Annotated in this window: 22 protein-coding genes; 16 read left to right on the top strand and 6 right to left on the bottom strand. The window is 36.2% G+C overall.

The genetic code is table 11. The annotated features are described in order from the left end of the window. Positions 1 to 367 precede the first annotated feature (367 nt). The 3 genes from FD31_RS08000 to FD31_RS07990 all read right to left on the bottom strand — a co-directional run bounded on the left by FD31_RS08000 (position 368) and on the right by FD31_RS07990 (position 3320). Entirely contained in the window at positions 368 to 1090 is a 723-nt protein-coding gene (locus FD31_RS08000) for a GntR family transcriptional regulator (RefSeq protein ID WP_057892249.1), read from the bottom strand. A 145-nt stretch (positions 1091 to 1235) separates the two neighbouring features. Next, entirely contained in the window at positions 1236 to 2312 is a 1077-nt protein-coding gene (locus FD31_RS07995; protein WP_057892248.1) for a GDSL-type esterase/lipase family protein, read from the bottom strand. A gap of 150 nt (positions 2313 to 2462) precedes the next feature. Then, the gene (locus FD31_RS07990; protein ID WP_057892247.1) at positions 2463 to 3320 is read right to left on the bottom strand and encodes a WxL domain-containing protein; all 858 of its coding nucleotides are present in this window, start codon (positions 3318 to 3320) and stop codon (positions 2463 to 2465) included. A 392-nt stretch (positions 3321 to 3712) separates the two neighbouring features. Here FD31_RS07990 and rpsN point away from each other — a divergent pair, with 392 nt between their 5' ends. The 16 genes from rpsN to FD31_RS07910 all read left to right on the top strand — a co-directional run bounded on the left by rpsN (position 3713) and on the right by FD31_RS07910 (position 20231). After that, on the top strand, positions 3713 to 3982 hold the full coding sequence (rpsN, locus tag FD31_RS07985) for a 30S ribosomal protein S14 (RefSeq protein WP_057892246.1): 270 nt from the start codon (positions 3713 to 3715) through the stop codon (positions 3980 to 3982). A 963-nt stretch (positions 3983 to 4945) separates the two neighbouring features. Continuing rightward, positions 4946 to 5095 carry a teichoic acid D-Ala incorporation-associated protein DltX gene (locus FD31_RS07980; protein ID WP_057892245.1) on the top strand — a complete coding sequence of 50 codons (150 nt, stop codon included), beginning with the start codon at positions 4946 to 4948 and terminating at the stop codon, positions 5093 to 5095. Between the two features lie 20 nt (positions 5096 to 5115). Continuing rightward, positions 5116 to 6636 carry a D-alanine--poly(phosphoribitol) ligase subunit DltA gene (dltA, locus tag FD31_RS07975; RefSeq protein WP_057892244.1) on the top strand — a complete coding sequence of 507 codons (1521 nt, stop codon included), beginning with the start codon at positions 5116 to 5118 and terminating at the stop codon, positions 6634 to 6636. Further along, positions 6629 to 7840, top strand: a complete 1212-nt coding sequence (dltB, locus tag FD31_RS07970) for a D-alanyl-lipoteichoic acid biosynthesis protein DltB (RefSeq protein WP_057892243.1) — start codon at positions 6629 to 6631, stop codon at positions 7838 to 7840. Before dltA ends, dltB begins: the two co-directional genes overlap by 8 nt. A gap of 11 nt (positions 7841 to 7851) precedes the next feature. After that, positions 7852 to 8091, top strand: a complete 240-nt coding sequence (gene dltC, locus FD31_RS07965; protein ID WP_057892242.1) for a D-alanine--poly(phosphoribitol) ligase subunit DltC — start codon at positions 7852 to 7854, stop codon at positions 8089 to 8091. 3 nt (positions 8092 to 8094) lie between these two features. After that, positions 8095 to 9363, top strand: coding sequence for a D-alanyl-lipoteichoic acid biosynthesis protein DltD (dltD, locus tag FD31_RS07960; protein WP_057892241.1), 1269 nt, complete (start codon positions 8095 to 8097; stop codon positions 9361 to 9363). A 458-nt stretch (positions 9364 to 9821) separates the two neighbouring features. Continuing rightward, entirely contained in the window at positions 9822 to 10946 is a 1125-nt protein-coding gene (locus FD31_RS07955; RefSeq protein ID WP_057892240.1) for an acyl-CoA dehydrogenase family protein, read from the top strand. A gap of 10 nt (positions 10947 to 10956) precedes the next feature. Further along, positions 10957 to 11754: an electron transfer flavoprotein subunit beta/FixA family protein gene (locus FD31_RS07950; RefSeq protein WP_057892239.1), complete on the top strand. Its 798-nt coding sequence runs from the start codon at positions 10957 to 10959 to the stop codon at positions 11752 to 11754. Between the two features lies 1 nt (position 11755). Then, positions 11756 to 12724: an electron transfer flavoprotein subunit alpha/FixB family protein gene (locus tag FD31_RS07945; RefSeq protein WP_057892238.1), complete on the top strand. Its 969-nt coding sequence runs from the start codon at positions 11756 to 11758 to the stop codon at positions 12722 to 12724. Positions 12725 to 13173: 449 nt separating this feature from the next. Beyond that, a complete protein-coding gene (locus FD31_RS07940) occupies positions 13174 to 14385 on the top strand; it encodes a quaternary amine ABC transporter ATP-binding protein (protein WP_057892237.1) in 1212 nt (403 codons plus the stop codon). Next, positions 14378 to 15241: an ABC transporter permease gene (locus FD31_RS07935; protein WP_186811247.1), complete on the top strand. Its 864-nt coding sequence runs from the start codon at positions 14378 to 14380 to the stop codon at positions 15239 to 15241. The genes FD31_RS07940 and FD31_RS07935 overlap by 8 nt, the downstream gene beginning before the upstream one ends. Positions 15242 to 15251: 10 nt before the next feature. Next, positions 15252 to 16157 (top strand): glycine betaine ABC transporter substrate-binding protein, encoded by a 906-nt coding sequence (locus FD31_RS07930; RefSeq protein ID WP_057892235.1) that lies wholly within the window; start codon positions 15252 to 15254, stop codon positions 16155 to 16157. A gap of 223 nt (positions 16158 to 16380) precedes the next feature. Beyond that, positions 16381 to 17244, top strand: coding sequence for a helix-turn-helix domain-containing protein (locus FD31_RS07925; RefSeq protein ID WP_057892234.1), 864 nt, complete (start codon positions 16381 to 16383; stop codon positions 17242 to 17244). 443 nt (positions 17245 to 17687) lie between these two features. Next, positions 17688 to 18812, top strand: coding sequence for an AI-2E family transporter (locus tag FD31_RS07920; RefSeq protein WP_057892233.1), 1125 nt, complete (start codon positions 17688 to 17690; stop codon positions 18810 to 18812). Between the two features lie 29 nt (positions 18813 to 18841). Next, entirely contained in the window at positions 18842 to 19627 is a 786-nt protein-coding gene (locus tag FD31_RS07915; protein ID WP_057892290.1) for a hypothetical protein, read from the top strand. A gap of 115 nt (positions 19628 to 19742) precedes the next feature. Next, positions 19743 to 20231, top strand: a complete 489-nt coding sequence (locus FD31_RS07910; protein WP_057892232.1) for an NUDIX hydrolase — start codon at positions 19743 to 19745, stop codon at positions 20229 to 20231. Here FD31_RS07910 and FD31_RS07905 read toward each other — a convergent pair. The 3 genes from FD31_RS07905 to FD31_RS07895 all read right to left on the bottom strand — a co-directional run bounded on the left by FD31_RS07905 (position 20228) and on the right by FD31_RS07895 (position 22490). Continuing rightward, positions 20228 to 20662, bottom strand: coding sequence for a GNAT family N-acetyltransferase (locus tag FD31_RS07905; RefSeq protein WP_057892231.1), 435 nt, complete (start codon positions 20660 to 20662; stop codon positions 20228 to 20230). The genes FD31_RS07910 and FD31_RS07905 overlap by 4 nt on opposite strands. A gap of 8 nt (positions 20663 to 20670) precedes the next feature. Then, entirely contained in the window at positions 20671 to 21105 is a 435-nt protein-coding gene (locus FD31_RS07900) for a MarR family winged helix-turn-helix transcriptional regulator (protein WP_057892230.1), read from the bottom strand. Positions 21106 to 21278: 173 nt separating this feature from the next. Continuing rightward, positions 21279 to 22490, bottom strand: a complete 1212-nt coding sequence (locus tag FD31_RS07895; protein WP_057892229.1) for an MFS transporter — start codon at positions 22488 to 22490, stop codon at positions 21279 to 21281. Between the last annotated feature and the right edge of the window lie 439 nt (positions 22491 to 22929).

Genomic DNA, 22929 nt, shown 5'->3' with positions numbered 1-22929 from the left:
TCCGCCTCCAGAAACAAGAAATTTAGGTCGCTATGGGGACCGATTGGAGCCAAAAAGCGGTCTCCAATCTCGATTTTGAACTTCACAAAGTACGCGAATTTCAAAACTCGTCCCGTGGTGTAAGGGATAAATCCCTAACGCCACCTGCACAGCGTCCTAAATTCTTGTTTCTTCCGGCTAGTTTATTCTTTGTTTTGAATTTTTCAGTCTTTTAGTTAAATAAAACAAAATAAATACCAAGTATTCCTCTGATTTGAAGGATACTTGGTATTTTTGTTTGTTTAAAATAATGCGTTATATAATTTATGAATTCACAATTGTTTTGCATATAAAAGCAGATAAATTTCTCGACTCGGAAGATAGCATCCTAAAATTTAATAATTTGATTAAAAATAAAGTTGTCAGGAATAAAGTGTGACTCAGTGTATTCAAATTGCTTGCCGTCGTCATTGAATGCAAAACTGATCATATTGCCTACACAATTGTTGATACCGAGATTTAAGTTTTCATAATCGACTTGTTCAGCATGTTCAATTCTTAATTGACGTTTTACTACGGCAATTTTCATTTCCAGAGTACCTTTGATGTATGTGTAAATTGATGATTTAGCAATATCGGGTGTGATATTGGGAACAATTTGGGCATTGAAGTAGTTGATATCAAGGACCGCATTCTTATTGTTGATGCGGCGGACACGTTTAATTGCGTAAACAGGAATACCAACAGCAAAAGATGTCTTATGGCTGAGTTTTTCATCAACGATTACTTGTTGAAAATCAGCGATAATTGTTGTCCTGTGAACATCGTCAGAGTTGTTGAGTACATGTAAACTATCAATTTCTTTAAGACTCAAATTGATCTCCTGTGTTTGAGGAGTGTGCTCGAGGACAACAACACCTTTACCCTTGACGCTGTAGACTAACCCTTCATCCGATAATTGCTTGATAGCCTTGCGGATAGCGTAGCGACTAACATTAAATTCGTCAATTAATGATTCTTCTGTGGGTAAGCGCATCTTGATGTTATATTTTCCATTAATGACACGTGATTTAAGTTCTTGATAAATATTCTTGTTAGTAGTTTCAGCCATATTTAGCGCTCCAATAAAGTTTATATATACTATTTAATAATATATTATATTGAAAATGATTTAAACATAAATAATCAGAAGTTTTTAATTAAATTAATAAAAATATATTCCATTCTCATAAATAAAACGTAAAAGCTAGGAATATTTACAACATTTTCTTTCGTAGTAATTGATCTTTGATATATTTTGCAATGATTTTTCCACCATTAGCTGAAAAGTGAACGTGGTCGCCACAATCAAATTGTGGTTTTAAACGGACGTTATGGCTCACTAGGTCATCCAAATCAATAACGTGTGGTAGTTTTAATAATTCCTGATTGATTTCTTGACGTAAGGCTTCTTTTTTAGGATTCCAGCCAGCAATATCACCATCAATGCTGCCTTCAGCGGGTGTAATTGTCATTGGAACAAATTTAATTTCGTGTTCCCGACATTTAGCTTTTAAAATCCGAACAGCATTGACAATCGCTGCAGCAGAAGGTAATTCATCCATTGGACTGCCAGTTCCGGGATGTAATAAATCATTGATACCTTCCATAAAAATAACTAGATTGGGTTGATAATCAGCTAGCATGTGATCAAAACGCGTAAAGCCTGCTTCGCCAAAACTTTCTGACCATTGAGAAGTACTGTGGCCAGGGCGCAGTAAACGATTGCCAGAGATACCATAATTTGCTGTCATAATGTTATAGTTATTTTCTAAGTCGACAGCTAATGGTGCTGAGAAATTGCCTTGATTAGTTAATGAATCACCGAAGAAAGCAATCTTTTTATAGACTTGATCAGCCATGACTTGAATCCCGGAAATGCCAAAGAAGTATTTAGGAATATTAGGATAAGTTTGAGTTGTTTGAATTAAATCATTTGAGATAGTTAATCCGGCTGTATGAACAGTCTTATTTGGAGAAAAGAGATCAATGATTAATTTTCCTTGGGCGGGCAGCGATATGTCGATCCAATCAGACCATTCGACTAAACGTGGTTCAATGCTAAAGTGTTTTAGCCCATGCAAAGTAACGACCTTTTTAGTATCGGGATGAGCATAAATTTCTAGCTTGGAAATTTCTAGTGGAGTCTCATCATACAGATTATTCAATTGCAACCGAATGCGGTTAGTTGCTAGTGGCTGGATAATCTCGAGATGTTGTTGTCCCGAAAGGTTTATATTATCGATGTTTTGGTAATTGGTGAATGTGTGTTGCCATGTTGAGGTTGCAATCATAATCAACCCTTCTTTTTTTTAGAAAACGTCTTCATAACTATAATAACATGTTTAAACATTTCTAAAAGGCGTTAATAGTTATTTTATTGAAATTTTTTTATAAAAAAAATCCCATAAAATTCATTATTGAATTTTATGGGAAGTCATTAATTAGTTTGTAGTTACTGCAGGTGCGGCGTTCAAAGTCCATGTAACAACAGCATTCATATTTTTAGCTGAAGTCTTAATATTATCACCGTTACCAGGAATTTCAAGACTGGCTGAATCGGCAGTGTTGAAATTGGCTTTGATAAGACCACCCTTATATGAACCAGCGGTTAAGTTCATGACTGCTGCGGAATTGCCAGTTTCACTGTTTACAGAAGCTTTGTCAGTTTTCAAATCCGTTCCAGTAACTGAAACGTTGTTATTATTTTCGTCCAAAAGAGGCATTGGATTTAAATGCAAAATAGCGTTTAATGATGCATCACCATTAGCTGCATTAGTATTAGTAGGCTTTAACTGTCCCATTTTAGCTGAAAGAGTAAATCCGGGCATATCCTTGAGACTGTTACGTGAATCAATCACTGATAGTAAACCAGTGGTATTACCATCACGTCCAGCTGTGGCACTAGCAGTATTTGTACCATCATCAACTGTAAAACCAGTTGTATCGACTGTGTTGCTCTTCAATTTACCGATTGATCCAACAGTCATTGTTCCGAAGTTGAAATCAGGAACTGCTTCCAAAGTTAGAATACCTGATAGAACTGTAACGCTAACAGTAGATGTTGGATTGGTTGAATCAGAAGCTGCTGTAGTAGTCGTGTCACTTGCAGCAGCAGGTAATGTGTTAGAAGTATCTAATGCAGAGTAAGTAACTGCAAGTGATTTAGAAGCAGTTGCAGTAGTTGAGTTTTTTACTTGAATAGGAGAAGAAGTAACAGCTTTAGCTGTAGTTAAGGGTGTGAAGGACAGACTAAGGCTTGTTAGTACTAATAAACGAACGATATTTTTAAAGATTTTCATCAGCTGTCCCCCTAACTTAAATTAATTAGGCCCGTACGGACCTGCTCCATGGTTAAAGTTTAGCAAAATAATCTTTACAGATTGTATCGTAATTTATAAATGTTTTTTATCTAAACTGAAATAAGTCTGACGTATCGTTGTTCATAAAAGATTTGGCTGATATTTAAAAATATATTTTTTTAACTGCTTTCATCTTTTCGCAATGTTTTGTGGATAAAATTAAAAAGCATATCAAATTAACTCTAATAAGTAGATTTTGAGCAAATATTTTGTAAAAAGATTGATTGTTTGATATCGTTCTAAATTGCTGATAAGTTTGAGATGTAGATAAAAATTAATACTAGTAATTGACTTCCTGGCTCGTCATTTTAAAAAAAGAGGTTAGGAAAGATATGGCTCGTAAAGCTAAAATTGAACGTGAAAAAAGATTACAGGAAACAGTAGATCGTTACGCAAAGTTGCGTCATGAAATGAAAGTTAATCATGATTATGCAGGTTTGAGTACATTACCTCGGGATGCATCTCCAGTCAGATTGCACTCACGAGATTCCTTGGATGGACGTCCACACGCATATTTAAGAAAATTTGGTATGTCACGTTTGAACTTCCGTCAATTGGCACACGCAGGTAAGATTCCTGGTGTTAGAAAAGCCAGTTGGTAATAAAGATAGTGGGAGAGATCCACTAAGAATATAAGAATTTAAAAAATGGCACCTATGAGAAAAGTTAGTTTCCCACAGGTGCCATTTTTTTACACGAATTGTTTTTTAATTAACGCGTTGTGCTAGTTATATCGTCAACGGAATCTGGAAATAGACTGTAAGCTTTGTTACTCTTACAATTTGAAATATAAAAGAAACTAATAAACTAGACGGAAGAAACAAGAATTTAGGTCGCTGTGCAGGTGGCGTTAGGACTTTAGTCCTTACGCCACGGGACGAGTTTTGAAACTCGCGTATTTTGCGAGGTTCAAAATCGAGATTCGAGACCGCTCCTTGGCTCGAATCGGTCCCCATAGCGACCTAAATTTCTTGTTTCTGGAGGTGGCATATCTAACTAGCACAACACGATAATTAAATCTTAGTTCCAAACATTTTATATTCTTTCATTATATTAGTTATGTGAAATATTGTTATTAAAAAATTAGTGAGTAATTATCGGTTGATGTAAGCGCCTCATCTTACAAAACTGTCACATGAGACTAACACTTTGGTCATTGTAATGAAGAGTTATTTACTTTTATTTTCTATCGTTCAATAATAAAACACGGTAATAGGAAAAGGGTCAAAATTGACCAATATTATCACATTGGCAAATAGTCAATTGTTAAATAGAACAGTTACAATGCGTATATTTTGAAAAATCGCGAATAAATTTTTATAATGTATTTGTTTAAACATATATCTGTAAAACCTGTGTTATTCCTGAACTTATTTAAAAAAGATAAAATATTTTTACAAATAATGCCAATGAGTATGACACAATTTTTTATTATAATGTTTATACAGGTGATATAGATATAACTATATTTGATTATTTTGATCTGTTTTTCGGTTTGACACCATTTATTGAGAATGGTTATATTAGTTTTCGCATAAGTAAACTCTTTCAGTGAGGTGTAAATTATGAAAAATAATTTGCTGACTTTTTTAAAAAAACCAATCACGGTTTTTATTCTTAAAACTGTCGTATTTTTCGCTATTTTCTTAGTGCTCCTATATATCTATGGATATAACGGTGTTGGAAGTGCCAAATTTATTTATAACGAATTTTAGCAGGAAGAAGGGAAAAATATATGAATACAATCATTGAAAAAATTACCACTACTGCATTGCAATCACCCGAAAAAATTTGCTACAAGAACGGTGAAGAGACACATACATACCAAGAATTGCTGCAAAAATCTGATCGCGTAGCTAGTTTTCTACAAGACCAATTTTTACCTGCTAAAAGTCCTGTAATTATCTTTGGTGGACAACAATTCGAAATGTTAGTGATGTTCTTAGGTGCCATTAAGGCTGGACACGCTTATATCCCAGTTGATGATGGTTCTGATCCATCACGTGTTATCCAAATCAATACCGTTGCTGAACCAGCTTTGATTTTAAATTGGAGTGACATTAAAGATTTTGGTGTTGAAACTCCACAAGTTACTAAAGCTGAATTGGAGCAAGTTTTAGCTTCAGATAACAACATTTATGATAGCAATCGTAGTGTTGGTCCTGATGACAATTTCTACATCATTTTTACATCAGGTACAACTGGAACACCAAAGGGTGTTCAAATTAGTACAAATAATATTTTAGATTTCTCAGACTGGGCTAAAAATGAATTCAACTATTCAAGTGAGATGAACATGCTATTGCAAGCGCCATTCTCATTTGATCTATCCGTTTTCGATATCTACCCAGGTTTGATGAATGGCGCAACACTTAATGTTGTTGATAAAGATACAACTAAGAATTTTGGTATGTTGCAAGAGGCCATCATTAATTCTGATTTTAATACATGGGTCTCAACACCATCATTCTTTGAAATGTGTCTTTTGTTCAGAGGTTTCGATGCTGAACACATGCCACAATTAAATAAATTCATCTTCTGTGGTGAAGAATTAACTCACGCAACTGCTAAGAAATTATTGAAAAAATTCCCAGATGCTGAGCTTTACAATACATATGGTCCAACTGAAAATACTGTCGCTATTACATCAATTAAAATTGATCAAGCAGCTTTGGATGAATTCGACCGTTTACCAATTGGTTATTTGAAAGCTAATATGGATCACAAAATTATTGGTTCAATCGATGAAACTACTGGTCGCTTGACTGGCGAACTCTTAGTTAGTGGTCCAGATGTTTCCAGGGGTTATTTGAATAATCCTACGCAAACAGCTAAAGCTTTTGAAGAAATTGATGGAAAGATTTTCTATCACACTGGTGACATGATCAGTGAAGGTGCAGACGGATTATTGTTCTATCACGGTAGAACTGATTTCCAAATCAAGATGCACGGTTACCGAATCGAGCTAGAAGAAGTGGATTCAATGCTTGGAAATCTTAAGCAGATCAAGCAATCATGTACCGTTCCTTTGTATAACAACAAGAAACAAGTCAGCAAGATGATTGCCTGCATCGTACTTGAGAATGAATTTAACGAAGACGACGAAAATGATTTAACAGCAGATATTAAAGACTCACTTAAAGAGACAACAATGGAATATATGATTCCAAATGTGTTGAAGTTTGTAAAGCAACTACCAATTAGTAAAAATGGGAAAATTGATAGAAAGACTTTAATAGGCGAAATTAATGGCTAACATTACACCTTACAGTAGTCCGCATTACTTTATCTATTTACTCCTACTTTTATTACCAATAATCATTGGATTATGGTTTGGTAAAAGATTTAGAGCTTATGACTTCTTCGCAACAGTTGTTATCTTGATCACCGCTTTCTTTGGTGGCAATATGACACAGGGGATTTCGCTATTGTGTTACGTTCTGTACGAGATGTTACTAGTTTTCATCTTCTTGTCGTATCGCAAAAAACATAACAACTTCTGGGTCTTTACAATGTTCGTCTTATTGGCCATTGTGCCACTAGTTTTCGTCAAGCTGGATCCATTGCTTAAGAATCAAACGATTTCGCTCTTTGGTTTCATGGGTATCAGTTATTTAACTTTCAAGTCAGTTGAAATTATCATGGAAATTCGTGATGGTGTTATTAAGAAGATTACACCGTATGAATTTGGACGGTTCTTACTATTCTTCCCAACCATTACTTCCGGACCAATTGACCGTTTCAAACGTTTCCAAAAAGATGTGGATAAAGTTCCTAGCCGTGATGAATATGTTGAACTTTTACACAGTGGTGTTAATAAGTTAATGAAGGGACTCCTTTATAAATTTATTATCGGTTACTTCTTTGGAACATTATTATTACCAAAAGTTCAAATTTTAGCCATGTCATACAGATATCAAGCTCCGCTAGGCTTATCTTGGTGGGTTTTAGCTTATATGTATGTATATAGTATGTACTTGTTCTTTGACTTTGCTGGTTACTCACTCTTTGCAGTCGCAATCAGTAATTTCATGGGTATCAAGACACCAATGAACTTCGATGCGCCATTCAAAGCCAAGAATATTAAAGATTTCTGGAACAGATGGCACAAAACACTTTCATTCTGGTTCCGTGATTTCATCTACATGCGTTTGATGTTTACTATTATTAAACACAAGTGGATCAAGAATCGTGTAACGATTGCCAATGTTGGTTATGTTGCATTGTTCCTCATCATGGGATTCTGGCACGGTGAAACTTGGTATTACATTGTTTATGGTATTTTCCACGCCATTGCAATGATCACAAACGATGCTTGGTTGCGGTATAAGAAGAAACACCGCGAGAGTATTCCAAGCAACAAATTTACACATGCATTCGCCGTTTTCTTGACGTTTAATATTGTATGTTTCAGTTTCTTAATCTTCTCAGGATTTTTAAATACACTATGGTTTAGTTAGGAGAAATTATTATGGATGAAATTAAAACAAAGATTGTTGATATTCTAAAAGATGTAACAGGTTTGGACGACGCTGGTCAAAATGCAGATCAAGATTTATTCAAAGACGGTGTTCTTGATTCAATGGCAACTGTAGAAGTTCTAGTTAACTTACAAGACGAATTTGATATTACGGTCCCAGTTTCAGAATTCGACCGTTCACAATGGTCAACAGTTAACAAAATTGCTCAACAAGTACAAGAATTGGAATAGATTATGAAAAAAAAGTTATGGATGATTTTTGGACCTGTTATAGTTGCTATTGCCGCTTTGTTGATCCTTCTCTGGGCTCCAATCAACTTTAAAACCGTTACTCCACAAAAGGTACAACAAGCTGCTACTTCATTGGACGTACGTGTCTTAAAAGGCGAAAGTGTGAAGAATGCCGCTGAGAAGGAAAACTACATTCCTATTATTGGTTCATCGGAACTTTCTAGAATGGATCCGTTCCATCCATCTTCCATGGCACAAAAATATCATTGGAAGAATAAGCCATTTTTGCAAGGTAATCCCGGGACAGCTTCATTAACACAAGCTATGAACGTTGGTGGGATGACTAACTTAAAGGGAAATAAGGCTGTCTTCATTATTTCTCCACAATGGTTTACTAAATCCGGTGTACCATCTGATGCATTTAAATATTTCTTATCACCATTACAATTGACTGGTTTTATCTTAAATTCAAGTACCGGCGATAAAGCAATGAACAAATACATTGCTAACCGAATGCTCGATTTAGGTGTTGATAAAGGACCTATCGAAAATGATGCTTTGAAACGTATTTCCGAAGGTAAACAAATTACCGATTTCCAACGTTTCTATATTAAGAACTTTGCCCGTTCTAGTTTGCAAAGCCAAGATAATTTGTTCGGTTCAATCTCAATGAATGATCATGAAAATCAAATTAATAAGGCAGCCAGTCAACTACCTGATAAGTATGATTACAAAGATTTGAATAAATTGGCTACTAAGTTAGCTGCTAAACATTCAAGTGACAATGATATGCAAATTGGTAACTCTTTTTATAAGAAAGAATTGAAAAAGAGAATTGTTAGATATAAGAATGCTCACCGTCATGTAACTTATACACATTCACCTGAATACAACGATTTCCAAGCTGTTTTGTACATGTTTGCTCAAAACAAGACAGAAGTAATGTTTGTTATTCAACCAGTTAATCCACATTGGGTTAAGTATACAGGGATGCCAATGAGCAGTATTACTAACTTTGATACTAAGATTAAATATCAATTGAAGTCACAAGGATTCAATAACATTGTTGACTTGTCACATGTTAAGAACCCTAACTATATCGCCGAAGATACCATTCACATGGGTTGGCGTGGTTGGTTAATGCTTGATCATCATCTAAAGGGCTTCTACAAGGATAAGAAAGCAAATCCTAAGAATACCCAATATAAGATGGACAGCTATTTCTTGACTGACACATGGGCTAACAATACAGATTTTTCCAACAATAAGTAATTAAAAAAACTGTCGAAGTTGCAAATTCGGCAGTTTTTTTGGTTATATGCCGCCTCTGGGCGCCAAAGTTTCTTTTTCCGTTATTGAGATTCTAAAGTTATAATACGCGTGATGCTAGTTGATTTCTTGTGTGATTTAGTAAATTTAAAGTATGGCTTTAGCCATTACACCACGGGACGAGTTTTGAAACTCGCGGTTTTTGCGAGGTTCAAAATCGAGGTCCGAGACCGTCCTTTGGCTCGAACCGGTCCCCATAGCGACCTAAATTTCTGACTCTTGGAAGCGGCGTAATTAAATAGCACTACACGTAGTCACAATATATTAAAGTTATCTAGGTCTATATAATATAATTATATAGACAACCCTACATAAATGCTTTATGATGAAATTATTAAAATATCGTTTGGATATTTTTTTACATATATATGTGAAAAAATTAACATGTGAGGAGAATTCTGATGGATCAAAAACAAACTAGTAAAGAAATCCTTTTAAGAATGGTGAAGTCCTTTACCGAAAATGAAGTGGCACCATTTGATATGGAAATTGACCACACTCGTTCTTATGTCAATGACCTTCTGAATAAGATTAAGAAATACGATTTTCTCAGTACGATGTTGCCAGAAGAATATGGTGGTGCCGGGTTTGATGGCGAAACAACTGCCGCAGTGATTAATGAAATTGCCAAGGGCAATGCCAGCTTGGGTGTTACTTTGGAGGGGCATTTCAAATCGATTGATCAAATTGTGAAATATGGGAACCAAGCTTTGAAAGATGAGTATTTACCACAGGCTAAATCACGTATTATTGCTTTCTCAATGACTGAACCAAGTGGTGGCTCTAATCCTTTAGGAATAACCTCACATGCTGAAAAGAAGGGTGACAAGTGGATTATTAATGGTGACAAAATCATGATTACCAATGGTGGTTTGGCTGAAATCTACTGTGTCATGGTCAAGACTGCCCCCAAGGAGTTATCATTCTTTGTTGTTGATAATAATATGGAAGGTTTTGAATATGGTAAGCAAGAAAACTTCCTCGGCTTGACGGGTGTTCCGGTCGGTGAAATCGTCATGAACAATATTGAAGTCGATGAAAATCATCTTTTGGGTAAAGTCGGTATGGGTAAAGAAATTGGAGACAGTGCCCATAATGATGCTCGTGTGCTCATGGGAGCCGTTTTAACGGGAATTATGGAGCATGAGCTTGATATCGTGACTGATTATGCTACACACCGTAAGGCGATGGATACACCGATTATTCAGATGCAAGGTATTCAAAGAAAAGTGGCTGATATTGCAGTTGCTAAAGAAACCACTAAATTGCTTTATCAGAAAGCAACCTGGTTAAAGGATCACGGTCAAGATTATGAAGAAGAAGCTGCTATGGCAAAGGCTTATGGCAGTAGAAGTGCCGTTAAATCGGGTGACGATGCTCTACAAATTTTAGGTGGGTATGGTTATAGTTTGGATTATCCGGTTGAACATTTGATTAGAGACGCCAGAGCTATGGAAATCGCTGAAGGAACCGTAGAAAAGATGCGGACAGCAATTGCTTTAATTGAAGCAAGGAATCGGGCCTAGGAGGAAAGTTATGAAAATAGTCGTTTGTATTAAACAAGTACCAGAAACTACGAATGTCAAAATTGATGAGAAAACCAAAAATATTGATCGTCGTGGTCTAGGCGGTGTAATTAATTCTTATGACTTACATGCGCTTAAAACAGCTCTAGAAATTAAACAAGCTGTCGGTGGCGAAGTAATTACTTTAACAATGGGACCTGACGATTTTGCGGTTTCCTTACGGGAGACTTTGGCTTTGGGTGCTGATAGTTCAGTGCTCTTATCTGATCGTGCCTTTGCTGGTGCCGATACCTTAGCAACTGGATATGTTCTTGGAAAAGCAATTAAAAAAATTGCTGATGTTGATCTAGTTATTCTAGGTCAACAATCCGTTGATGCTGACACAGGACAAGTGGGACCAATTATGGCTGAGCTGTTGCAAGTGCCACAAGTTACATATGCTAACGAAGTAACTGTTAAAAATGACCACTTGGTGATTAAACGTAACTTGGATAACGTCGCACAAGAAATTACGGCACAATTGCCACTTCTTTTGACTGTCACTGATACGATCAACCAGCCGGAGTATACAAACGTTGTTGAAATAGCAAAGAGCTTTGCTAAAACAATCACAACTTGGCATGCTAGTGATTTACAACTTGATGATGATCGTGTCGGACAGGCTGGTTCACCAACAATTGTTCGTTCTATTTCATCACCAGAAAAAACTGTCAAGGTGGGTCATAAATTGGCCGATAATCCGGTGGATGCAGCTAAAGAATTAGTAACAGCGTTGAAGAAACAAAATATATTAGCGGAGGATGATTAAGATGGCAGTGATTAATGAAAATTGGGTTTTCGTAGAAACAGATTTACAAAAGATCAATCCTGTTACATATCAATTGCTTACCAAAATGAAACAAATCAGTCATGATCCTGTTGTGGCTGTTTTGATTGAAAAATCTGACGCTAGTTTAGAAACAGAACTTGCTGAATATGGACCTGATAAAATTCTTCTCATTAAAGATGACGAGTTAGTTGATGGGGATGATCTTGAATTAACTGATGCTTTAAATAAATTGATTCAAAAGCAGGGCACGCCAAATACCTTTATCTTTCCAGCGACTGTTGTTGGACGTTCTGTTGCTCCAAGACTCCAAGCTTGGCTAAGGACGGGATTAACAGCTGATTGTTTGGACTTGAAGTTTGAAGGAGACTTGTTGATTCAGACAAAACCATCATATGGTGATAACATCATGTGTGAAATTACGATTCCTAATAATCATCCACAAATGGCGACAGCCAGACCAAATGTTTTCGCTGCCGAAAAACAAACCAATTCCAACCTTAAAGTAGAAGAAATTGAAAATTTGGATTGGGAAAAAGACAGTAAACTAGTAATTAAGAGTCAGCTTTTGCCACCTAAAACAACTGACGATATCACCCAAGCAGAACGCATTGTTGCCTTGGGACGTGGTGATAAGACAGATGCTGGCATTACCGTCGCTAACAACCTAGCTAAGAAATTACATGCAACAGTCGGCGTAACTCGTCCATTAACCGATTTAGATCAATACACAGTTAATGAACAAATAGGTCAAAGTGGTCAAACAGTGGCTCCAGATTTATTGGTTAACCTGGGAGTTTCTGGAGCTGTTCAATATACAGCAGGAATTGCCAATGCCAAAGTAGTGGTTTCGGTCAATACCGATGAGCATGCGCAAATTTTTAAATACTCAGATTATTATTTTGTCGGAAATGCGCTAGAATTTTCACGTGCACTTGAGGCAATTTTATAGAAGTGTCGTTTTCTGATATAAAAATAGAAAATTAGTTCATATAAAGAGTGTGACAAAACGTGGTCAGCTTTCGAGCATTAAGGCAATAGGGCAAGCAATCTGATTTTTGAGATTGATTGCCCTATTTGTTTTAGGTAGAAAAAGCAATAATCTACGGCAGAAAATAAAAAAATCTAAAAATTTTTTTAATATATTTATCCCCAGGCAGATAAAACTCGCAATCGTATACTACAACTATCATTGAACGATAAGTTTTGAATTAAAAAATAAGTCAATTTTGTCAACTAAAATGCTTACACGAAAACTGATAATTTGCATAAGAAAATTATATTTGTTAGGGTTATATAGGTCGCTGTTATTTACATTGTTTAAATAATAGCTTTTTTATTTCCAAATAATGCATACTTCATAGCAAGTATGCATTTTCAATTCCAAGAATGGGGGATTTAATGAGTACTCAAAAAAGTACAAAACTAGAAGTCAAAAACTTAACTAAAATATTTGGTAAGCATCTTAATAAGGCCAAAGAGTTAAGCCGTCAAGGAAAAGATAAAGCAGAAATACTAAAAGAGACGGGTGCCACTTTAGGTGTTGATAATGCTAATTTCAAGATATATGATGGTGAAATTTTCGTTATCATGGGTCTATCCGGTAGTGGTAAATCAACTTTAGTAAGAATGATCAATCGTTTGATTGAGCCCACTGATGGTGAGGTCTTAATCGACGGTGAGAACTTAATGAAAATCGACAAAAAAGAGCTTCGTGAAGTTCGCCGTAAGAAAATGAGTATGGTTTTCCAAAATTTCGGTTTATTACCTAATCGAACGGTTTTGGAAAATACTGAATATGGTTTGGAAATTCAAGGTGTCGATAAAGCCACTCGTGAACAAAAAGCCAAAGAAGCACTCGAAACAGTTGGTATTACTGGTTATAACGACGAGTATCCTGATCAATTATCAGGTGGTATGCAACAACGTGTTGGATTAGCTCGTGCTTTAGCCAATGATCCTGAGATTTTACTAATGGATGAGGCTTTCTCAGCTCTTGATCCATTGAACAGAACTGATATGCAAGATCAGTTATTGGATATTCAAGAAAGATTACACAAGACCATCGTCTTTATTAGTCATGATTTGAACGAAGCCTTAAAAATTGGTGATCGTATTATGATTATGAAGGATGCCAAGGTAATTCAAACTGGTACTCCAGAAGATATTTTGACTCACCCAGCTAACGAATACGTTGAAGAATTTATTGAAAATGTTGATCGTAGTAAGGTTCTTACTGCGGGTAACGTTATGATTCGTCCAACTATCGTTAATATTGAAAAAGCTGGTCCACGTTTAGCCTTGAAGATGATGAAGGATACTGAAGTTTCAACTGCTTATGTAGTTGATAGCCGTCGTAACTTACTCGGAATCGTCGATGCTAACGATGTGATTAAATTAGTTCGGGAAAAGAATGGCGATTTAACATCAATCGTCCAAACGAAAGTTCCGACGACTTCAGAAGATACACCAATCTCTGACTTGATGGATGATATTTCACAAACAGGGATTCCATTTGCCGTTATCAATGATAAGAAGCAATTATTGGGAATTATCGTGCGTGGTGCCGTACTTGGTGCTTTAGCCGGAAATGAGGTGAGCAATTTTGAATAGTTTAATTTTTAGTAGTATTCCACAACTTCCATTAGCTCACTGGATCGACAACTTTGTCGACTGGTTAGTTCAATTTACAGGCTTTTTCAATGCTATAACTAATTTTATTGGCTCAATCAACAATGCCTTTCAATGGGTCTTTGATTTAATTCCGATTTGGTTATTTATCGTGTTAGTTTTAGCTTTAACTTATTATGTCAATCGTGATCAACAAAACTGGGGATTATTGATTTTTGAATTCCTTGGATTATTAATGATTTGGAACTTAGATTTTTGGCGTGATATGACGCAGACATTAACCTTAGTTTTAACAGCTAGTTTGATTGCTTTAGTTATCGGTATTCCATTGGGAATTTTGATGGCTAAGAGTCATACCGCCGAAGTTATCTTGAAACCGATTTTGGACTTCATGCAGACAATGCCAGCGTTCGTTTATTTGATTCCAGCCGTTGCCTTGTTTGGTATCGGAATGGTTCCTGGTATCGTTGCGTCAGTTATTTTTGCAATGCCTCCAACAGTTCGAATGACTAATATGGGTATTCGTGAAGTACCTAATGAATTGATTGAAGCAGCTGATTCGTTTGGTTCAACTGAATGGCAAAAGTTATTCAAGGTTGAACTACCAATTGCTAAAACTAGTTTGATGGCCGGTGTCAATCAAAGTATGATGCTTTCATTATCAATGGTTGTTATCGCCTCAATGATTGGTGCTATGGGCTTGGGAACAAAAGTTTACTTTGCCGTTGGTCGAAATGATGCCGGTAATGGATTTGCTGCTGGTTTAGCTATCGTTATCTTAGCTATCATTTTGGATCGTTTAACACAATCATTAACTAGATCACACAGAAAACATTAGGAGGGATTATTTGAAGAAACAAAAGTTTATTAAACTTTTCTTACTAGCTTTACTAATTATCCCAATTATTTCTGCCTGCAGCTCCCAAACTGCTTCTTACAACAGTAAAGAAAAATTGGGACCACAGATCAACTACACGATTACTGGTATCGACGCTGGTGCCGGAATCATGTCATCAACTCAAACGGCTTTGAAGTCTTATGGGTTGGAAAAAGATAACTGGCAATTACAAACCAGTTCAACTGCTGCCATGACAAGTACTTTGGACAAGGCAATTCAAGATAAACGTCCAATTGTTGTTACTGGTTGGCAACCACATTGGATGTTTACTAAATATCCAATTAAGTTTTTGAAAGATCCGAAAAATGTCTTTGGTAAGGCAGAACATATCAATACCGTTGTTCGTAAAGGTTTAAAAACCGATAAGCCAGAAGCTTATACGATTTTGGACCGTTTCCACTGGACGCCAGCACAAATGTCAAAAGTTATGTTGAATGTCAATGAAGGGATGGACCCTGAGAAGGCTGCTAAGCAGTGGATCAAGGCTAATCCTAAATTGGTCAATGAATGGACTAAAGGTGTTAAGAAGGTCCACGGTCAATCCTTAAAGATGACTTATGTATCTTGGGATTCCGAAATTGCTTCAACGAACGTGATTGCTCAAGTTTTGAGAAATCAAGGTTATAAAGTAACTATCCAAGCTATGGAGATTCAACCAGTTTGGGCTTCGATTGCTACTGGTGCCGCTGACGCTCAAGTTAGTGCATGGTTGCCAAAGACATCAGGACTGTTCTATAAGGATTATAAGGGCAGATTTGATGATTTGGGACCAAACTTAGAGGGTGCCAAGGTGGGACTCGCAGTGCCCAAGTACATGACGAATATTAATTCTATTGAAGATTTAAAAAATAAGTAACATGATTAAAAATCGGAAGAAATTCCGGTTTTTTTTGTTAAAATATTCCATTTTATGTATATTTGGAATATTTCGAAAGCTTTCTATTTTATATATCATATAGAATCGTATTTATATATAATACGAATTGTCCTCAGGCTCTTTGAGAACAATGACATGACATAAGGTAGGGTATATAATTAAATTCAAACAATATATAAAATTTTTATATAGGGGCGATGGCGTGGATATACAGACGTTTATTGATAAAAGAAAAGAGTTAGGACTATCTCAAAAAGAGTTGAGTAATGGAATTTGTACACAAGCAACTTTGAGTAAATTTGAAAATAACGGTAAGATACCATCACTAAAAATCTTAATTCAGTTATGTAATCGACTAGGTCTGTCATTAGACAGTATTATTGGTGTGACCGATAGTAAGAGTCAAAAAGTCATCAAACAAATGAATAAAGCGGAATTCAATCTAATTATTCAGGAGTATGAGGACTCATGGAAAATCATTAAAGCAATTGATCCAAGTGACTTAGAGCAAGATAAGGATGCCTTGATGCAGTATTACTATTTGAAGGGTTATCTGAACGTTTTAGACGATGGTGATTTGTTTGATGCTGTGTTTGATTTCAATCGGATTTTGTCAGAATTAGATGCTCATGGGGAAACCATTTTTAGTTTCTTATCCTTTGTTGGTATGGGAATGGTTTATGCCAAGCAAGGTGATGACAGTAAGAGTGAATATTATTTCAGCAAAGTCTTTAATGATATTTATACGATGTCGATTGATGATGTTTCAAAAATTTGGCGTTATATCAATATTATTTTCTACTGTGCTTTATATTACTCAGAACGCAATGATTTAGAGACCGCTAATGCACTGTTAAATTATGGTGTCAAAATTTGTGCCGAAAACCACGTGACGTATTATATTGCGCGAATTTATGCACAATTAGCAATGAATGAGAGTCGCGTAAATGGCAACAATAAAAAAGTTCGCGGTTTAATGAACAAGGCTTTGGTCTTTTCTGAATTTAATCAGAATGAAAAAGAGATTGAGGTTATAAAGCGGTGGGTGGCCAGCAACAAGATGTAGTGGGTCCGCCTCCAGAAACAAGAAAATTAGGTCGCTATGGGAACCGATTCGAGCCAGAGAGCGGTCGCGAATCTCGATTTTGAACCTCGTAAAATACGCGAGTTTCAAAACTCGTCCCGTGGTGTAAGGGATAAATACCTAACGCCACCTGCACAGTGACCTAATTTCTTGTTTCTTCCGGCTAGTTTATTCATGGAAATTCGTGGCTATAAATTAACCAGAGCAACATGTTATTATAGAAAAATAATTTGAATAAGAAATCCAGATAAATTTCGTTGAAGAAATGTCTGGATTTTTTTGTATTTGTAATATTTAGTCCTTACAGCACCGGGCGTGTTTGAAGACCTTGGCTCATGTCGGTCCACATAGCAGGTGAATACTCTCATCTCCGGAGACGGCAGTATTATGATATATTATTTAGAAAGAATTTGAGGGGGACAACTATGGAACTGACACGGAAAAATATTTTTAAATATGGTTCAATTACTGTATTAATAATCGCGTTATTAATCTATCCAGCCCAAATATACAGTATTTTCTTAAATCTATTTAGCATTGTAATGCCACTAATTTTGGGTGGAGTTTTAGCATATGCTTTGAATATTTTAGTGATTCGACTTGAAAAACATTTCTTTCCAAATACTAAAAAGAAATGGCTTCAAAATAGTCGGCGTGGCATTGTTATTTTAATTACGTTAGTACTGGTTATTTTAGCAATGACAGGTGTTTTTCGACTTGTCTTGCCACAATTTATTAGTGCGTTAACTGATTTCTTCAAGTCAATTCCAGCGTTTGTGACTGATATTTCTAATTTTGCGGAAAAAGTTAATAGTCATTCGGCTGTACCTGATCAATTAAAGGCCATTGATATCAATTGGACGTCAGTTCAAGCTAAAGTAATGAAGTTTCTCACATCCGGTGTCAGTGGTTTGTTTGGTTCTACTTTTAAAATCGTGACAGGTGTGGCTAAAGGTTTGTTTAATTTAATTTTGGCTTTCACATTTGCCATCTATATTTTGGCAACTAAAGAGAAATTGACTGCTCAAGTTAAAAAAGCCGGACGAGCTTTTATTAAAGAAAATCATCGGAAGAAAATTCAATATGTTTTTGATATTACCAATAAAATGTTTAGTAGTTTCATCGTCGGACAAGTTACTGAAGCAATTATCTTAGGAACTCTTTGTGCTTTAGGGATGTTGCTCTTCAGATTTCCATATGCTTTGCCAGTCGGAGCTTTTGTAGGTATTACGTCCTTAGTACCAATTTTTGGTGCTTGGGCAGGTGGTGCTGTTGGGTTCCTGTTGATTGCAGTCGATTCACCACTCCAAGCTGTGTTATTCGTTATCTTCATCATAGTTTTGCAACAATTGGAAAGTAACTTGATTTACCCACGTGTTGTTGGAACATCAATTGGTCTGCCAGGTATTTGGGTACTAGCTGCTATCACTGTTGGCGGGGGCTTAGGCGGTATTGTTGGTATGCTTTTAGGTGTACCAGTTGCTGCAACAATTTATCAATTGTTTAAGAATGAAGCAAATCGACGTTTGGAAAATCAACCTACGGTATAATTGACGAAATTACACGAGGAGCGATGAGTGTGTGGAATAATTATTTTGGATTTGTGATAACGTTCGTGGCAATTTTTACATTAGTGCCTTATTTGACGTCATTAATAACATCATGGCTCGGGCATTTGTCAAAAGTCACGTTAGTTAACAATTTGGGTAATAACAGTCAGTTGGTCGTTGGTGGCTTAGGCGTAATCATTCATGAATTAGGTCACGCTATTTTTGCTTATTTATTTGGTCATAAAGTGACTAATGTACAATTACTAAACTTAAATTATCGGCAATCAGGAGCCTTAGGGTCGGTCGATCATCGTTGGAATGACCGCAATGTTTATCAGATGCTAGGAAATTTTTTCATCGGCTTGGCACCATACTATATGTGTTCGTTGGCATTGTTTTTACTGCAAAAGTTTTTACTGAATGCTCAGTTTAGTATCACTTCATTGACGCAAAGTTTGAATGTAAATACGACACTATCGGCCAGTATGATATTTGATTCGGTGTTAGATAATTTGAAATCAAGTTTTGCTAATGCTTCATTCGGGATGATTGCACTCTATATCGTGTTGACGATTATGATTGCTAGTACAGGTTATGATTTGAGTCGTAACGATTTTATGACGGTTAATAAAGGGATATTGCCTTGGGTCGTGACGTTGTTAGTTTTAGGCTCAATTTTTTACGTTTTCAATTTAAGAACAGCCATAATCAGTGGCTCAGTTTACTTTATTGCCTTTTCGGTCTTGTTCATGTTCCATGCCATTATCAGCATTGTCTTGTCGATGGGTGTAATTAAAATTTTAGGATTGATTTAATAATAGATAAATTTGACCAGAGCTATTTTTGGCACATTTTCGATAGAAAAAGCCTTTGGGATTGCATTCCCAAGGGCTTTTGTTGTAGTCTAAAATTGTGTACGAGGTGTTTATTATGAGTCAGAAAAAAGTTCATTTTGCTTTTGGAGTTTATGGTGTAATTGCTGCCAATAATAAATTGCTAGTAATTAATAAAAATGGTGGTCCATATATTAATCGTTATGATTTACCTGGCGGTAGTTTGGATGAGGGCGAGTCGTTACATCAGGCGGTCGCACGTGAAGTTCGGGAGGAGACTGGTTTAAAAGTTCTGGATGCTAAGCAACTAGGAACGATTAGTTTTTCATATCCATGGAATTACCAACATTTTACGTGGAATAATCATGTCTGCGTTTTTTATTCAATCGATGATTACTCGGGAACTCCTAAAATTAAAGTATCACAGTTTGTCGGACAAGATTCCACCGGTTCGCAATGGATCGATGTAGAAGATTTGAATTTAGAAAATAGTTCACCTTTAGTTTTGAAAGCTAAGGAATACGTTTTGATGAAGAAATTTATCACTGCTGATTCGAAGTATTCCCACTGGAATGTACTCATCTAGACTGCTGGATGGGTCATTTTTATATGCGGTGTGTGGTTGAATAGGAATGGTTGACCTTGACTTTCGAAGGCAAATTTTTGATAAAAGCCCTGAACTTGAACTTGAGCTTCAATCTCAATTTCTTTTTGAGCAAAATTTTGATGAATGACTTGCATAATGTGTTCCATCAATTGCTTGCCGAAACCTTGACCACGGTATTTTGGATCGGTGACGACACGTCCAAAGGTGACGTTGTTGCCCTGAGGAAAAATTCGAGCATAGGCGGCAACTTTGCCATCAACCATATTAAAAACATGAATGGCATCCAAGTCGTTTTGATCAACTTCTTGATAAACTCGTTCTTGGTCTACAACGAAAATTTTGGTTCTAAGATAAAGAATTTCATAAAGTTCTTTAGTAGATAATTCTGAAAAAATTTTTGTTTCCCACATATTGGTGCCTACTTTCTAGTAAATAGTAAATTGTCGAGTGTCGCCATTGCTTGGTAGAACTGTTTTTGCTCGGCTGTTGATAAATCAGTTAATAAGTCTTTAATTTGCTGGTTGGAACGATCATCTAATTCTTTAACAAGCTTTTGACCATCGGCAGTTAGACTTAATTCAACTGACCGTGAATCGGTATCTGACGGGGACTTGCTGATTAAGTCATTTTTTTCGAAACGTTTAAGAATGCGACTGGTATAACTTTTATCAAGTTCCAAATTAGTCGCCACTTCGATGGGAGTCTTGTCGTTATTGAATGATATTTCTAATAAAACGCGTCCTTCAGTCCAACTCAAAGGTGTATTGAGGACCTTTTTATTCATAATTCCCAGTAGTTTGGTGTAATCACGGTTAAAGTTTCTAATAGCGGATATTTCGGATTGATTGAGCAATGTGAGTAACCTCCTAATGAGTTGATGAAAATTATTATAGCATTATAGTGGACTTTGTCCACTACTTTTAAAAAATAATACTTTGGAAGGTATGGAATAAAACATATCTTTTCTACTAAAAACAAATAGAGCAAGTAATCCCATCGGGATTACTTGCTCTATTTGTTTAGAATCTAAATATTTTTATAATTTGAAGCTTTTAGATTAGTAATTGTTAGCATGACGATCAAGCTGATGATGTAAAGTGTTGAGATGAAAACCATCACTGTCATAATGTTGTAGTTATCAAGCAGGTAGCCAATAACCAAACTTGAGAATCCGCCGACACAGCGACCAACATTCATAATGACGTTGTTAGCTGTGGCTCTGACTTCGGTTGGATAAAGGCGACTGACGATAGCACCATAACCAGCAAACATACCGTTTGAGAAGTAACCAACGATAGCACCGACAACAATTAATGACCAGACATTACTTGGTAGTGTTAAGACGTAAACTCCAATGGCTGAAGCAGTTAAGAAGATACCGAATGCTAAGCGAGGTCCCAATGTATCGAGAATCCAGCCGAAGGTTAACATACCGGCACACATTCCAAGAATTGTTGCAATCATCCAAGTTGATGAACCGACAGTTAAGTTGAGTTGTTTTTGCATGATAGTTGGAAGCCAGTTCATTAGACCGAAGTAACCGGCGATTTGTACGATAGCCATAATCATTAAAGCAATTGTTTGATAAGCAATTTTAGGTGTTGCGAAAAGTTGTTTAACGTTACCTTTAGTTTCTTTGGAGGAATTAGTAAATGTAGTACTTTCACGCAGATGTCTTCTGGCAAAGAATGTAATAACTACGGGGATGACACCGAATAAGAACAGTGCGTGCCAACCGAGCTTTGGTAAAATCAAAGCGGCTAAAAGGGCAGCGAAGATGGCACCAATTTGACCAGCCATACCGACCCAAGATGAAACGCGACCTAGCTTTTTCTTTGAAAAACTTTCAGCTAGGACAGTCATACCGATTCCATACTCACCACCAGCTCCGATACCTGCGATGAAACGGAAGAGATAAACCATTGTTAGGTTATTGGCGAAGTACATAGCTGCGGTTGCGAAAGCAAAGATAAAGATTGTGTGACTAAAAGTTTTAACACGACCGATTTTATCGGCTAAAATTCCAAAAAAAATACCACCTAATAACATACCAATATTTGTGATGGTCGAGATAAGTCCCGCCTGTGTTCCACTAAGATGAAAATCAGCGATGATGGATGAAAGTGCGAAAGACAAAAACATTACGTCCATGTTTTCCAATCCAAATCCTGAAGCTGTGGAAACAACCACTTTAGCTTGGTAGCTATCGAGCTGGTTCGGTTTTGATACTATTTTCATTTCTATTCCCTCCAAAATAGACGCTCACTGACGTCATTTAATTTTGCTTGTGTGTATAATAGCACAGGAAATTTGTTCCCACAAGGATGACTATTAGGAAAAAGTAATTGTAAAACAGCAAAACACAGCTACTGGCATGGATTTGGAGTAGCTGTGTTTATTTTTATTTATTATGTTGCGGTAATGGGAACTGCCGTCTACAGTAACTATTTCTCGATTCTTCCGACTAAAGTCTTTTTATAAATTCAAATTCTGCGAAATGAATGATATATATTAAGTTATGCCAAGAATGTTATTTAAAATTGTTGTTAACAAATCAACTAGCACTACGGATAAACTATAATATTCCAACCGAAAAATTCCAGCAAAAAGACTGCATTGTATAGTGTTACTCTTACAATTCAAAATATAAAAAGAAACTAATAAACTAGCCGGAAGG

Source organism: Companilactobacillus nantensis DSM 16982 (genome assembly GCF_001435815.1).
GTDB classification, from domain to species: Bacteria; Bacillota; Bacilli; order Lactobacillales; family Lactobacillaceae; genus Companilactobacillus; species Companilactobacillus nantensis.
This window is presented reverse-complemented; position numbering and strand designations above follow the sequence as displayed.

Excerpts from the sequence above, each read along its gene's own strand:
- FD31_RS08000 (WP_057892249.1), bottom strand. The coding sequence starts at position 1,090 with ATGGCTGAAACTACTAACAAGAATATTTATCAAGAACTTAAATCACGT.
- FD31_RS07995 (WP_057892248.1), bottom strand. The coding sequence starts at position 2,312 with ATGATTGCAACCTCAACATGGCAACACACATTCACCAATTACCAAAAC.
- FD31_RS07990 (WP_057892247.1), bottom strand. The coding sequence starts at position 3,320 with ATGAAAATCTTTAAAAATATCGTTCGTTTATTAGTACTAACAAGCCTT.
- rpsN (WP_057892246.1), top strand. The coding sequence starts at position 3,713 with ATGGCTCGTAAAGCTAAAATTGAACGTGAAAAAAGATTACAGGAAACA.
- FD31_RS07980 (WP_057892245.1), top strand. The coding sequence starts at position 4,946 with ATGAAAAATAATTTGCTGACTTTTTTAAAAAAACCAATCACGGTTTTT.
- dltA (WP_057892244.1), top strand. The coding sequence starts at position 5,116 with ATGAATACAATCATTGAAAAAATTACCACTACTGCATTGCAATCACCC.
- dltB (WP_057892243.1), top strand. The coding sequence starts at position 6,629 with ATGGCTAACATTACACCTTACAGTAGTCCGCATTACTTTATCTATTTA.
- dltC (WP_057892242.1), top strand. The coding sequence starts at position 7,852 with ATGGATGAAATTAAAACAAAGATTGTTGATATTCTAAAAGATGTAACA.
- dltD (WP_057892241.1), top strand. The coding sequence starts at position 8,095 with ATGAAAAAAAAGTTATGGATGATTTTTGGACCTGTTATAGTTGCTATT.
- FD31_RS07955 (WP_057892240.1), top strand. The coding sequence starts at position 9,822 with ATGGATCAAAAACAAACTAGTAAAGAAATCCTTTTAAGAATGGTGAAG.
- FD31_RS07950 (WP_057892239.1), top strand. The coding sequence starts at position 10,957 with ATGAAAATAGTCGTTTGTATTAAACAAGTACCAGAAACTACGAATGTC.
- FD31_RS07945 (WP_057892238.1), top strand. The coding sequence starts at position 11,756 with ATGGCAGTGATTAATGAAAATTGGGTTTTCGTAGAAACAGATTTACAA.
- FD31_RS07940 (WP_057892237.1), top strand. The coding sequence starts at position 13,174 with ATGAGTACTCAAAAAAGTACAAAACTAGAAGTCAAAAACTTAACTAAA.
- FD31_RS07920 (WP_057892233.1), top strand. The coding sequence starts at position 17,688 with ATGGAACTGACACGGAAAAATATTTTTAAATATGGTTCAATTACTGTA.
- FD31_RS07910 (WP_057892232.1), top strand. The coding sequence starts at position 19,743 with ATGAGTCAGAAAAAAGTTCATTTTGCTTTTGGAGTTTATGGTGTAATT.
- FD31_RS07905 (WP_057892231.1), bottom strand. The coding sequence starts at position 20,662 with ATGTGGGAAACAAAAATTTTTTCAGAATTATCTACTAAAGAACTTTAT.
- FD31_RS07895 (WP_057892229.1), bottom strand. The coding sequence starts at position 22,490 with ATGAAAATAGTATCAAAACCGAACCAGCTCGATAGCTACCAAGCTAAA.